Consider the following 13,840-nt stretch of genomic DNA (forward strand, 5'->3'; position numbering starts at 1 on the left):
ATAATGTCTTAGGGAAGAACTTGAATTAACTGGTACTCATTGACTGTACCGATAATGCGGTAAGACCTAGATAATTTAGAGGGCTGGTTAGCATAGATCCAAGCATAGCTCAAAGCTGGTACTTGGGAAATAGAGACTACTGGTTGAGGACGAGTAGGAAGATAGAAATTAAGTAATACTTTTGTTTTAGCGTCCATCTCCACATAGTACGTAGGATGAGATTGGAGAATTGAAGCGATCGCACTTTGTTGTAAAAAAGTTTTTAAACCAGAGTTATAATCACTTAACAGACCGATGCTACCTATCGCCGCCAAGGCCAGCCAACAAGGAATCAACCAACCTGCAATCCAATAACGCGCTGTGAGAACCTTTTTATCAAAGTGGTAACGAGCAATCCACACCACAGGTAAAATTAACCAACCCAAGCCCATAGCCAAGCCAATACTTGCATACTTGCGGATATCAGAACTACCCCAGCTAAAAATGCCAATACTCGCTATAAAAAGTAAAATACCTAATCCACCCAAGCCATAACTGAGGTTTCGGGGAAGATGATTTCTGGCAAAAAGGTTCAATATCTTTTTTTTACTTTTTTGAAGAGGTGATTGTGGGGGAATTCCTGTCTGGTAAATATTGCCTAACCAACTTAAACCCACAGATGCAAACAAAGCAATAAACGGATAAAGGCAAAGACTATAGTGAGATAAACGAGTGCTAAAAATACTAATTTCTACAAATAAAACAAGTGGAAAGCCAACTAATATTAACTGGTAACGAGGAATGGGACGACGGAGAGTTAAATACAAACCTACAAGTCCGAAAAAAGCCCAAGGAAATGCGTTTACAGGAATATTCCAGACATAGAATAGTAGCCCATTATGTTTCCGCTCTTCAGAACTTAGTTGTACAACAAACTTGAGTAACTCTTCAAAGCTACTATTTCCGTAGTGCAGCCAGCTTAACCACAGCCAAACACAGGTAGGTATTAAACCTACGAAAAAACCTAAATATAAAATTGGGTTAGTAAGATGACGATGACGGCGATGTTCCCAAATTAAATAAGGTAATAAAGCTATAATTGGCAAAAAAATCATAAAGCTTCTAACTAAGAAGCCTAAACCTAAACTTAAACCAGCTAGAAAACTCCACCAAGAGCGATATTTTGGATGTAATTCCGTTTTGATTAAAGACAAAATAGCTAAAAGTACCAAGAAAACCATCGGTACATCAGGTGTACTTAAACGAGAGTATTGCAGCCAGAGAAATTCCACACTTAAAATTACAGCAGCTAACCAACCTAATTTTTTGCCTAGCATAATTTTGCCAATTTCATACACAAGCCACAAGCTAAAAATGCCTGCAATCATACTAGGAAGACGCGCACTAGTATCACTGATACCAAACAGCTTGTAGAAACTGGCAATTAACCAATAAGGGCCAGGAGTTTTATGATGTGCTGTTTCCCAAGGAGCTATCCAATTACCAGAATCAAACATCAGACGCGCACGCGATGCGTAAAGTGCTTCATCATGTGCCATCAGGCTATTATGTCCAGAAGTAAATAGTAATAAGGGCAGTATCCAAACTAACAAACTAAAATAGGGTAATGATGCGATTAGGCGAATTTGTCGCCAAATATGCTGTAAGAAGTGTAGTTTATATAACATTAAATTGATAAAAATTGAATGCTGCTATTTAGGTATGTTGCTGTTATTAAAATATGTTACATAGTGTTTGTGAAAAAGTATCTGAAATTGCCGCAAATTTCGGAAACAGTACTCCAAAACAGAGATTTATGCAGTTAAGACCGAATCAGCGCTTGAAATTAGATGACACAGACGATAAACTGTTCTATGCCTATCCTCGCTTCGTCACCCATGTCGATGAAGGATTTATTCAACAGCTAACGGATTTATACCGCGATCGCCTCAAACCCAACACCCGTATTTTTGATATGATGAGCAGTTGGGTGTCTCATCTACCAGAAGAGATGCACTTTGACCATGTGGAAGGACACGGACTCAACGCTGAGGAATTAGCACGAAATCCCCGCTTAAATCATTACTTTGTGCAAAATCTTAACGAAAATCCCCAGCTACCCTTACCAGATGAAGACTTTGATGCTGTTCTCAATTGCGTATCTGTGCAATATGTGCAATATCCAGAAGCAGTATTTTCCGAGATTTACCGTATTCTAAAACCCGGTGGTGTCGCAATTATCAGCTTTTCTAACCGAATGTTTTTTGAAAAGGCGATTCAAGCTTGGCGGGAGGCTTCAGAGGCGCAGCGAGTAGAATTAGTCAAAGCTTATTTTGCCTCAGTTCCAGGATTTACAACCGCAGAAGTTATAGCTCATAAATCAACATTACCGAATATCTTACAGTGGTTGGGTGCAGCTGGAGGAGATCCGTTTTATGCCGTCATAGCTTACCGCAGTTAAGCCAAATATTCACTAGTGCAAGAGGGTTTGTAGTAAGCATTTTGGTGCTTAGAAAATAAGGACTAAAGTCCTTACTACGAACTTATTTACCTGCTCAAAATTAAAATAGTTTTATATATAGATAATTTCTGTAGATGAATTATTGGCTAATGAAATCAGAACCAGAAGCCTATAGTATTGCTGACCTCCAACAGCAGAAAGAGACTATCTGGGACGGCGTTCGCAATTATCAAGCTCGCAACTTCTTGCGCCAAATGGATGAAGGAGACTTAGCTTTTTTCTATCACTCCGGCACTAATAATCCCGGTATTGCTGGGTTAATGCGTGTAGTGAAAAAAGATATTGCTGACCTGACCCAGTTTGAACCAGAAAGTAAATACTACGACCCCAAATCAAGTTCTGAATCGCCTCGGTGGCAAACAGTTGTAGTGGAATTTGTTGAAACTTTTTTTAACCCCATCTTGCTATCAATACTCAAAGATAAATTTAGCGCCGAAGAGTTAATGTTGGTGAGACAAGGAAATCGATTATCAGTGATGCCCGTCCCTGAAGCAGTGGCTTTGAAGATTCTAGCGATGAAAACCTCCTAGTAATCTATGTCATTAATTTTGAAGGGTTGAATAAATCTTTGAAAGTTTAACTCTTAGTCTTCTGTACGAAAGTCCCAATTTATACGAGCCTTTCTCCAAATGTTTTCCAAATATGATACTTACAGTCCATCTTCCTTATAGGTCTGGGTGAATCTGATATATTGCAATCTTAAAAACAATTAGTATTACTATTGAGCATTACAAATGCTGTTGGACGTTTAAAAGTTAATACAATCAAAACATAATTCTTGTAGTTATGTTTTAGAAACAAGCTGTATTGCCTTGATTTTGTAGATTAATTCTTATAAAATTTGAATTAAGTAGATTAAGCATTGACGGTTTATTTCTACTAATAAACGAAATTCATGGCAATCAATACCTTCGCCAATTTACGACTATTGGTCTAGATCAAACCTAAGATTTTACACGCTTATTTTTGCCTTATAGCAAAAACAAGCGTGTAAAATCCTGTGTGGTTTTTGTAGAAGGAATTTATAGTATCGTGTCCGTTTGGACTAGGGCTTTACGTTTTGCCTAACAGTCAACCACGGTCTGGCGTTAAACTATTTTGCAAAAAGCTAGACGACCTCTATTTTTTGCGAAGGTATTGATAGCGATAAAACTCAATTTCTCAAAGGAGAATACTCGTGTCTTATCTCACAAAGCTAAGTCAGTCACCACGTCTAATAACTCTTGCTGTTTGTAGTACGATGTTGGCTACAATTCCCATTGATGCTGCTTTTGCAAGGCCAACCTCTCCTAGTACTTATCAAAATTCTTGTCGGAACATTCGTGTTTCTGGAGATATTTTAACAGCAAGCTGTCGTAGAATAAATGGCACATTCAACTTAACATCAATTCGGATTCGCGGAATCGAGAATATTGATGGAATCTTGAAGTATTCATAGGTAGCAAGTAGGAAGCAATTAGAGACAGCTTTGCTGTCTAAATCTTTTAAGTAAATGAACTATTCCACCTGAATTTTAAAATCAGGTGGGGTAATTCATGTGCGGCGAACACTACGTGCTACGTAAAGCTGTAACAGAATTTAGCTGACTAGCTCGTAGAGCCGGAAGAAAACCAGTGCCGATCCCCACTAATAGCTCCGACCTCAATGACAAGGCTGCTATTTCAACTCATGCAATTCTGAAGCTGAGGTTATATTTAGTAGCTCATGGTCGTAGTTTAAGCCCATTGCACAGGATCTAATTGATAGTAAAGTTGCAGTTGCTCATAAAGTGCCGGATATTCGGATAACAATTGGTGCGGTTTTTCAAAGAATGTTTCAGTTGCTACGGCGAAAAATTCTGCGGGATTTGTTGCGCCATAGCTATCCATTACCGTCTTTGCACCTTGTAGAACATCATTGCAAAGTTGCTGATATGCTTCTGTCATCACCTTCGCCCAAATAGCATAATCTGAGTTGTTTTGCAGTATCGGAACTCCTTCAGCTTTACCATCTTCTTGATCCAACTGATGGGCGAATTCATGAAGCACAACATTACGTCCATCTCTCCAGTTATTAATGTCTTGTTTCACCTGTTCCCAAGACACTACTACTTGGTCATTTGTCCATGATTCACCCAGTCTTGCCACACGCTTTTCCTCAACAACATATTTTCCGACAGAATTCGTTTCCTGAACAAAATAGGCGTTGGGATACACCAAAATTGAACGAAGTCTGGGGAAGTACTGCCCACGTTCATTTAATAGAAGTAAACAGGCGACAGCTGCAAGAGTCAGTTTCATTTCTTCTGTCACCTGTAATCCTCTACAGCCAATAAATTGCTTTTCTGCTAAGAATACTTGAATATGTCCCTGAAGTCGTCTGAGTTCATCGGGAGAAAGACAGAGATAAATCGGAAGATTATTTTCAATAATGGCATTCCACAGTGGAGGAAAAGGACGATGTTTGAGACGGTTTCTTCGCCTTTTTACGAAAATTGGATTGAGTAAAATCCCAGCGATAATCAGCCCAATGAGGAAAAAGAAAACTATGATTTTAATCATTGACTTTTGAGCAGCTTACATATTTATTCACTGGTAAGCAGAAAGTTTAGAATAATTGTTATTGTTGCGGGTTGCTAACTACCGTTATTGAATCAGAATTATGCAAGATTGAACCTTGGCAGAAAGGCTGTTTTGAAGTCCTTGCTCAACTTTGACAATCAATTTGTCAAAAGCCTCTTGATTTGCTGTCAGTTGTTCTTGAAGAACTTTCTCTAACTCAGGCTTTATTTGCTCGCATATATCCTCAATTTTTTTGTCGTTCAAAAAATTAGAACGAATCCAACTAGGTACATCTACATTTGTCTTAATTACTTCTTGAACACCCTTACGATTTAGCTCCATTCCTGCTGCCATCAACGAAGCTCCATATACTAGTGCAATTGGCCAGGTTAAATGCCCAGTTAGGATGAGAGTGATAATGCTAGCCACAGCGCCTCCGCCAATTACTACATTGACGATAAATGCTACTGTCTCAGCCAGAATAGCATCTCCAATTTGTAATTCTGGGTTAATAAAAGTTGGGTCAATACTATCCTGGAACCTTAAGCTGCTTCTAGGTATGTGAAACTTTCGACAGATTGGATCGGTTTGTGCGGCTAAATCGGGTTGGATTTTATTGCTAAACCAAGATGCGCATTGATGATTAATTATCTGCACGGCGCGATCGCTTTTGAGCCACTGTTCTGCCCGACCGATCAAAGCTGTTTCCAAATCGGCTAAAGTCCGTATTTTGTTTTTTTGCCAATCTTTTAAACTTGGTTTAACTGCATTGACAATCAAGCCATCCGCCAAAGGCTTAGTTAGTGATTCGATTAACTCTGGAATATGCCTTTCAATCAAACCTTTAAGCTGGTTCGAGGTAAATAGTTTGTTCACTTCTTGCTTAAAAGCAGCAGCACGCAGATCCCATCGTCCTACTCGTGCTAAACCCATAGCAATGCACCGTTCCGGTTCTGGATCGGGGCGAAGCAGCGTTTCTGGTTCGGGAAACATTTGCTGACAAAGAACGTGCGTGAACTTCATTCGAGATGCACCGCCAGTCATCAGTACAAGTTTGGGCACGATTCCAAGTTTTTCCAGCTTTTCTTTTGCCTTGGTTAAAGAATCGCGAAATGATTTAATCCAACTATGATTTTCCAGTTCAGGTAAGGGTTGATTTAAAATTTCCTCGAGCATCAATTTATTCACTTGGGGAATAAAATAAATCTGTTCGTTGATCGACTCGAAGCCACGCGCAAAGGATTCAGGATCGCTGTATAACTGTTCATTAGAAAAGTAATCTTCTTTAGCTTTGCGGCAAGCAAGTTCACAACGAGCTTGGTGATGAGGATATTCTTTAAATACTTTTTCGAGTAATCCTTTTTGTTCGTGGTTGGCAAGAGTCTGGGCAAAAATAGCTTTGTCAATCAAAGACGCACCCAAAGTATTACTCCCGAAATCTATCGGGATCTCTTCTAAGCTTTTAACCAGAGTAAAATCTGTGGTTGAAGAACCAATATCGACAATTAGCACCGATGCCAAAAGTTTGTCATACTCCAACTTTCCGGCTTCCTTGGCTTGCATGAAAGCAGCTCGCGATTCCGGTACAACATTTAGTTGGGGAATGCCAGCTTCTTGAAGTAGCTTTTGGTATTCGGTGCGATCGCTAACTGACCATCCTGAAGGACAACCAATGTAAAAATAGCTACTTTCCCCACCTGCAAGTTGTTTGCTTTCTTTCAAAAGGCGGTAGTAGGTTGCTACAAAAGTGCTGATTGTTTCCCGATATTTGAGATCGTTGTTAGGTTTTTGCTTGAAAGAGATTGTCAGTTGGGTAACACCAGCTTGAATTAATGCTTGTTCCCCGACTAGATAACCAAGTTTGGGATGCCAGCCAAGAGCTGTAATTTGGTTTTTTTTGTTATTAATCTCCAACATCTGGGGGGGTTCGATGCTTTCCACGATCGCTTTAGCTACAGCTGTTTCACCGTGTCCCAAATCAAAACCGATTGTTTCTAAAATTTCCATACTTTTATTGTCTATTATTCTCTAGCAGAGGAATATGCTGGTTCAATTACCCTACCGCGCCGAATCAAGCGATCGCCTTTTAACAAAGCCGGCGTTAGAGTCACGTGTTCTTTGGTATCGGGGTCAATACTTGGCTCAAAATCAAAATATTCGCGATCGCTATTCGATCGGTAAATTTGAGCGTTAATTCCCTGAGACATTAAAATCTGTGGCAGAAGTTTCGCCAGTTCATAAGCCATTTGGGGTTTATCAAGTTTGGATGCGCCCATTAGTCTTTGGAGAAAATTCAATAACTCTGGCAGTTCTTCTATTGCTAAATCGCCTTCATGTTTATTTGATTCTTCTACTCTAGCCACTGCTAGGTCGATAGTGTTGAGAGCATCGCCAAGATGATCTAGAAATACTTTGCTATCAACCCGAAGAATCGGTTGAGGTAATTCCAATACTTCTTCAGATATAGAATTATTTTGCTGGTTGTTTGATTCGAGTTGAAGTACAATTTCTAGTCCGATAAGTAGAGAAGTTAATAAGATAGCCATCCAAGCACCTGGGGTAGTGTTAGTTAAAGAAAACAACAAACCTAAGATGCCAATATAAATTAGTCCCTTTAGCAGTTTCAGGATTAATCTGCTACTAAACAACTTTGTCCCTGTATTAGGAATTTGCCTTTGTTCGGTTGGAGCAACTTGAAGATAGTTAGCCGCAGCCAGAGTGGCGATGGACTGCTGCAGCGTATCCAAGAAAAAGGAAGCCAGACGAACTTGAGCCAAATTAAGCTTTTCAATGTAAATTCTTTCGAGATTATCGAGTCGGTTTTGCACCAGTTTAACTATTTGCTCAATACCAATTGTGTTATCAATATCTGTCTGAAGTTGGTTGCGTTCTTCGCTAAAAAGTGAAGTAATTGTTTTCATTGCATTGATTAAGACTTTAACGTTATTAATTAGAAGTGAAATGAACACTCGTTTTTTTCATTTCACCCGGTAATCAGATAATGACGAAATAATTCATAATTATTAATTATGAATTAGGTTGATTGCAAATTACCCCATCAAAAGGAGGAGCAGAATGTTTATCTGCGTCATTGCAGACTACGGTACAGGAGATCCGGCATTTACTGAAGTCACACAACGTCTGCTGATGACTTTTCCCGATGCTCAAATTCATTTGCTTTCGGTTCCAGCATTCAGTACCTTAGCAACGGGATTCTGGATTGCCCAACTCGGACTCAACCCTGGCCCTAGCGATCGCCTAATTTATCACAACTGTGCCCCTCGTCAGGACGATCCTGAAGCTCGTCGAGATAATGAAGGTGAAGGGCTAACTTATGCCCTTCTATCCAATGGTGTAAAAGTAGTGGGTGTGAATGCAGGCTACACCCTCTCCTTTATCAAAGACCATACAAAGGAGTTGCGAGTAGTCAACGTTTCCCGTGGTGGATCGCAGTTTCGCTCGCGGGATGTATTTCCTCCGGCTGCGGCTGCGGTTATGAATGAAGATTTTAGTATTCTGGGAGATAGCCTCAAGAGCGAGCAAATTCCAGATGTTCCACCAGATCGCATTGCCTGGATTGATGGCTACGGCAATATTAAAACAACTATTGGGGCCCATACAGTTAACTTGGAGCCTCAAAGCAAGATCGTCATCCGAATTGGAGATGTGGTTAGTGATGCAGTGTATTCTGATGGCAGTTTCAAGGTGTCTGAAGGAACTTTAGCCTTTGCTCCTGGTAGTTCTGGTTGGTCAAGAGGCGATTCAGGAGAACCATTGCGCTTTTTAGAGTTATTTTTGCGAGGAGGGAGTGCTTGGGAACGCTTTGGCCGTCCCCGTGTGAATCAGCAAGTAACTCGAATTGTCTGAAATCAGATAATTGGCTTCTGTTACTGTCAGTAGGCCGAAAAGTTTTCCAGAACCCTTACCAGCCGTTGATTAGAGTTTAGAAACACAATTTGCCGGAATCCTGTTAGAGTCTGCTTTTCAAGGAACGAGCGTTGTTGGTGGTTTAAGAGTGCAGTACAAGTATAGGCGCAGCTCGTCGTAGACATCGCTCGCGATCGTCAACATCAAAACCTCGTCTGAAACCCTGATTCTTTCGTCAACAAAAGTTTTCGATCTAGGGGTAAAAGTAGCGAGTCTGACACGAGCCGCCACGCAATGGCTGTAAGTCTTGCTAGGAAAGGCTTACAAAAATAAAATTGCTCTTTTTACCAAAAAACGGAAAAAAAGCTTGTTTTGGCTGTATCAATTGAAGTTTAGATTATTTGGTGCAACAATTTAATACGGTACAGTAAGGGTTTGAAGCTCTTAAATTTCCGAGACTTCAATTGGTACAGTCTTACCCGTGGCGATCGCAGATTGAAAGTGGCTTATCAAGTCCTTAGCGTAAGTTTCTGCATGGATGCTCATTTCACCCCTTCAAGGCGGACGATGCGGGAGGCACTCAACGCGATCGCCCAACTGTTGACCAACAGCAGTTGTGATGCAAGTACTTTGGATTGGTCAAAGTTGGGTTACCAGCACACTTCTTTTTTCAGACTTTGTGAGAAACTCGGGAAGCGATCGCGCAATCCAAACCAGCAGAAATTATCACAACGGCAATAATTGTAGCGATATTCTTTTATGGCAATAATGGCAAGGCTTGCAGCTATAGAAAAAACCATAATTTGATATAAAATATGTTGAAAAAATCACGTTTGAATCAGTAATTATACAATGTTATTATGGTTTTATGTTCCAATAATTCTCATACTCTTCATATAAACTTTACTTAAAGCTTTAAGTAAATATACTATTATAATTTTATATTGACTAATAACTATAAAATAGCCCACTGTTTAATACAAATATAGTAAGAAAAAATCTCAGAGAAGAACGGGGTATTGGTGTGAGCAAGGATACGATAAAAATAGTTTTAGATTTTTTTATATAACAAGGCATTGGATAAAAAGAGGTGTAGCAGGAAAGCCAGAAGCCTTGATTATCCGAACTAAAAATTATTGTTAGAGAGGTGCTTCAAGTTGGCTAGACTACCTAATAAAATCCAAAATTTTTTTTTCTTTTGTGCTGGAGTTGATCAGGAAATCATAGCAAAAGAGGAATGCTCTACTGAAAGAAATAAATACGCAGCAATTGGAGGAGCAGTACTTTTTACAGCACTTCTAGCTTCTCTTTCAGGCGGCTATGCTTTTTATACAGTGTTTTTAACAAGGCTTGAAGCTGTTATCTTCGGTTTTATATGGGGTCTTGGTATTTTTAATTTAGATAGAATTTTTGTTTTAAATATAAAAAACAAGGAAATTAAAAATAAGAGAGATGCTTTGAGTCAGATTGCAGTTGTTACGCCTCGTCTGCTCCTCGCGTTAGTAATAGCAGTAACTATTTCAAAGCCGCTTGAGCTTAGACTTTTTGAGGGAGAAATTATAGCAAAAATTAAAGATGATAATATTGAAGCTGAAAATAAAGCAGCAGAAAAATTTTCTCAAAATACAGATCTTGTTGAGCTACAATTGCGAAGAAATAATCTTGAAAGTAGAAAAAGAAAATATGAAGATGAAAAAAATACACTTGCCAACAATCTTATTTGTGAAATAGAAGGTACCTGCGGAACACAGAAGTTTGGTGATGGTCCTGTTGCCAAATCGAAGAAAGAAAGAATAGCTCAACTAGAAAATGATATTAAAGGGCTTAATAGTGAAATTCAGCAAATAGATAAACAGCTATCTCCATTACTTACATATCAAGGTTCTAAATTAAATGATTGGAGAACAGCCCAGAGCAATTCGACAGGGTTACTAAAAAAAATTCAAGCTCTTGAAGAGTTAGGCAGAGAAGCTCAGATTGTAAAGTTTGCAGATCTGTTTGTTACTTTAATTTTCATTGTTCTTGAAACGTCTCCAATAATAGTTAAAGTTTTGTCTAAGAGTGGACCTTATGATGAGATTGTTGCGTACAAAGAAGGAGCCGTTTCAAGTCATTATTCTGAAAAATCTAAAGCAATAAAAGAGATAATAAATAATGAAATAAACTTATATATTAACAGTCAAAAACAAAAGCAACAACTGGATTCAAATTTAAATTTGGAAGCTTATGAAAAGTCGCGTCAAAGGATGGCAAAATTAAATCAAGCTTCCTTTACTGAAGTACTCGAGGCAACTTTTTCAAGTAAAGACTGGCAGCAAGTAAAATCTGAATTAATTAAGGAAATTTCAGAGAAAATGGGCAGCGTTCTAATCAAATATGCTAACGGTGATAATGTAATAGAACAGGAAGTAGAAGACATTATCAAAAAGTTTTTATCTGAAAAAAAGCTAGAAATGGTAGAGCAACAAAATAACTATATCTCTAATAGTTCTCATGGAAACGGTAATTCAAATAGTCATAATACAAATAGATAAATCGAAAGTATCAATCAAAAAGTTGGATTTAAAATTAATTATCCATTGCAGTGTACAAGGAGTAGTATTATGAAGTTTATGGTACTTGGTTTCTCTGGTGTTGGTAAAACTTTTTATTTAGGCTCCCTGTTCAAACTTCGTTATGACATTGGTCCTAGAGGTATTGCTCTACAAGACAAAAATTTTACAGAAAAAAGTTGGATTGGAAACACCCATGAAATTATGACTGGGATAGAAGTAGGATCGATTTCTTCAACTATGGGATTGATTGATTCTTCTATGGTTTTAACCAAAGGAATGGATCAAATCGTTGATATTGAGATTACAGATGTTGAAGGTCAAGCTCTTAACCAAAAGAGCGGATCGCAAACAGCGCAGAAGTTAATTAGTACAATCGAAGATTATGATGGTCTGATTCTTATTGTTAAAGCTCCAAGAAATTTACAAGAAGCTGAGAGAAGTAAAGAACATTTGGGGCAGATGTTAAATTTTGCGAGAGAAGCCCTAAAAGGAAATGAACGAATTCCTATGGCTTTGGTGCTGAATCAAATAGACTTATTACCTGAACTCCATAGAATCAAACCTAGATTAGAAGAGGAATTGGAAAAGTTAGAAGCAGAACTTGATAATAAATATGGAGGAAACTATAGTTTAATTGAACAACAGTTACGGATAAGGAAAGGGGAAGTAGTTAATAAATTTGTAAAGCCAGCTGTAAATACTAGAGCAGTCTTTCAAGTTTATCACACTTTCTTTAGATTCATTAAAGCTACAAAGCTTATTGTTCCTAACAAAGTTTTCCCATGTACAAGTCTTGGATTTGTGAATACGGGTGACACTCTAGATTTTGCAACCTATCTTGCTGAAAGTGGACAAATTTATGAACCTTATGGGAGCGCGGCTTCTTTCCTGTGGGTAATTTACGCACGACTTAAAACTCTACCCAAAGTCAGACTAATGGAGATTATGCCTAACGAGGCAGGTAGCAATTTGCTAGTTGATGATTTACTCGAAGATATTAGAGATTTACACACTAGTGGTAAAGCTTATTTTGATCCCGATCAGAATAATCCTACAAAAAGTGGAATCTGGTCATTGAGAAATATTTCACTTTTAGAATCTCACACAATGCAGGCTTAAGGCGCATTGTCAAAAGTTATTGCAAAGTGTTGAATTTTTTCATTTGTCCTAGAGCTTGAAACTTAGAATATTCTACTTATGGACTCTCAACAAAATCGTGTTTTTGTTTTAAAAGTTGGTATCACGAAGAAAGGTGAAGATTTTGAATACGATGATGTATCGTATTGTCCTGATTACAACTGGATAGAAAAAGACAAGCAGCAAATAGAGGAAGTCATCAGAAGTTTTTACAATTCTCATAGCCTATCTGGGGAAAAGATAGTTCATGTATCTTGTGGGAAAGTTATACTCACTCATTCTAAGCATCCAGATGCACCAAGAATGAAGTTGATTCAAGGCTTTTTACAGGAATCGTCTTTAGCATCAGTAATTTTCAGACCGCTTGCAAGCAAGGGAAATATTTCCTCAATTCTTGTGGAAATTAGTCCTGAATCAATTAAAAACAATCCACAAGCAATTTCCTATTTAAATGACCTAGATAGAGAAGTTCAATTATCTGAAATAAAAGTTGAAAAACTTAAAGTTGATATTTTCAATGCTGTACTCGAAATCTTAGAAAAAAACTCCCAATTTTATACAGGCGATAAAATTTCCAGTCGACGACTTCCTCACTTAATAGCAAATATTAGAACCTTTTATCAAGATCAACATGAGGTGTAGAGTGATGAATTACTTGACCTGAGCAACATAATATTGTTTGTCACCAATACAAAAAAAAGATTTTCAAAAGAAGCTTGATTATATAGAGAAGCATTAGGTGTAGCGACCTGCAATACTAATCGCTCAAACCTGCAATCAAGACATTTACAAACCAGGATTATGGTTCTTGGCAACTTTTGGTGATGATGAAAGGTTACGCGCTTTAAGGCAGAGGGCAGAAGGAAGAAAGGAATAAGTAGTAAATTCAAGCTTTAAGTTTGTTTAAACTTGCAACTAGGGGAGAAAGTAGCGAAGCTGCTATGAGCCGCCATGCAACGGCTGAAAACGCTATCCAGAGGGAGTTTCAGAAAAATTTTCAACTTTTACCCGAAAATGAGATTTTGACCAATTGGATGCACACTTAAAGCTGTACCATTTAAACCTCACCGATTTTTACAGCCTGAAACCCTCATGACTACGTTATACCATTTCTGTATGAAGCTGCGCTAAATTATTCACAAGGGTGTATTTGGTAAAAGTGTAATGGGTCTCAAATTGCAAGTTGAGATTAAACAGAGCCGAGAAGAATTGGAAAAAGCTGTTAAATATGCCGCAGAAGG

Annotated in this window: 12 protein-coding genes; 8 read left to right on the forward strand and 4 right to left on the reverse strand. The window is 38.3% G+C overall.

What is annotated here, in order from left to right:
- Positions 1 to 8: 8 nt before the first annotated feature.
- The gene (locus RMY32_RS23500; protein ID WP_322713422.1) at positions 9 to 1,667 is read right to left on the reverse strand and encodes a glycosyltransferase family 39 protein; all 1,659 of its coding nucleotides are present in this window, start codon (positions 1,665 to 1,667) and stop codon (positions 9 to 11) included.
- Positions 1,668 to 1,795: 128 nt separating this feature from the next.
- Between RMY32_RS23500 and RMY32_RS23505 the strand changes: the two genes are divergently transcribed.
- The 3 genes from RMY32_RS23505 (at position 1,796) to RMY32_RS23515 (ending at position 3,938) form a co-directional block, all read left to right on the forward strand.
- Positions 1,796 to 2,440 (forward strand): class I SAM-dependent methyltransferase, encoded by a 645-nt coding sequence (locus RMY32_RS23505; protein WP_322713423.1) that lies wholly within the window; start codon positions 1,796 to 1,798, stop codon positions 2,438 to 2,440.
- Positions 2,441 to 2,574: 134 nt separating this feature from the next.
- Positions 2,575 to 3,030, forward strand: a complete 456-nt coding sequence (locus RMY32_RS23510; RefSeq protein WP_322713424.1) for an EVE domain-containing protein — start codon at positions 2,575 to 2,577, stop codon at positions 3,028 to 3,030.
- Positions 3,031 to 3,677: 647 nt separating this feature from the next.
- On the forward strand, positions 3,678 to 3,938 hold the full coding sequence (locus RMY32_RS23515; RefSeq protein WP_322713425.1) for a hypothetical protein: 261 nt from the start codon (positions 3,678 to 3,680) through the stop codon (positions 3,936 to 3,938).
- A 277-nt stretch (positions 3,939 to 4,215) separates the two neighbouring features.
- Here the strand turns inward: RMY32_RS23515 and RMY32_RS23520 are convergent, their stop codons facing one another.
- The 3 genes from RMY32_RS23520 to RMY32_RS23530 all read right to left on the reverse strand — a co-directional run bounded on the left by RMY32_RS23520 (position 4,216) and on the right by RMY32_RS23530 (position 7,961).
- Positions 4,216 to 5,040 carry a M90 family metallopeptidase gene (locus RMY32_RS23520; RefSeq protein ID WP_322713426.1) on the reverse strand — a complete coding sequence of 275 codons (825 nt, stop codon included), beginning with the start codon at positions 5,038 to 5,040 and terminating at the stop codon, positions 4,216 to 4,218.
- An 84-nt stretch (positions 5,041 to 5,124) separates the two neighbouring features.
- Positions 5,125 to 7,047 carry an Hsp70 family protein gene (locus tag RMY32_RS23525; protein WP_322713427.1) on the reverse strand — a complete coding sequence of 641 codons (1,923 nt, stop codon included), beginning with the start codon at positions 7,045 to 7,047 and terminating at the stop codon, positions 5,125 to 5,127.
- Positions 7,048 to 7,061: 14 nt separating this feature from the next.
- Positions 7,062 to 7,961, reverse strand: a complete 900-nt coding sequence (locus RMY32_RS23530) for a hypothetical protein (protein WP_322713428.1) — start codon at positions 7,959 to 7,961, stop codon at positions 7,062 to 7,064.
- A 154-nt stretch (positions 7,962 to 8,115) separates the two neighbouring features.
- On the opposite strand from RMY32_RS23530, the gene RMY32_RS23535 reads away from it, so the two are divergent.
- The 5 genes from RMY32_RS23535 (at position 8,116) to RMY32_RS23555 (ending at position 13,241) form a co-directional block, all read left to right on the forward strand.
- Positions 8,116 to 8,907 (forward strand): hypothetical protein, encoded by a 792-nt coding sequence (locus tag RMY32_RS23535; protein ID WP_322713429.1) that lies wholly within the window; start codon positions 8,116 to 8,118, stop codon positions 8,905 to 8,907.
- A gap of 435 nt (positions 8,908 to 9,342) precedes the next feature.
- Positions 9,343 to 9,648, forward strand: a complete 306-nt coding sequence (locus tag RMY32_RS23540; RefSeq protein WP_409883832.1) for a hypothetical protein — start codon at positions 9,343 to 9,345, stop codon at positions 9,646 to 9,648.
- A gap of 416 nt (positions 9,649 to 10,064) precedes the next feature.
- Positions 10,065 to 11,441, forward strand: coding sequence for a DUF4407 domain-containing protein (locus tag RMY32_RS23545; RefSeq protein WP_322713430.1), 1,377 nt, complete (start codon positions 10,065 to 10,067; stop codon positions 11,439 to 11,441).
- Positions 11,442 to 11,510: 69 nt separating this feature from the next.
- Positions 11,511 to 12,581, forward strand: coding sequence for a GTPase domain-containing protein (locus RMY32_RS23550; protein ID WP_322713431.1), 1,071 nt, complete (start codon positions 11,511 to 11,513; stop codon positions 12,579 to 12,581).
- A gap of 78 nt (positions 12,582 to 12,659) precedes the next feature.
- The gene (locus RMY32_RS23555; protein WP_322713432.1) at positions 12,660 to 13,241 is read left to right on the forward strand and encodes a hypothetical protein; all 582 of its coding nucleotides are present in this window, start codon (positions 12,660 to 12,662) and stop codon (positions 13,239 to 13,241) included.
- Positions 13,242 to 13,840: the final 599 nt, after the last annotated feature.

Origin of the sequence: Nostoc sp. ChiSLP03a (assembly GCF_034531215.2) — a bacterium.
Taxonomy (GTDB): Bacteria; Cyanobacteriota; Cyanobacteriia; order Cyanobacteriales; family Nostocaceae; genus Nostoc.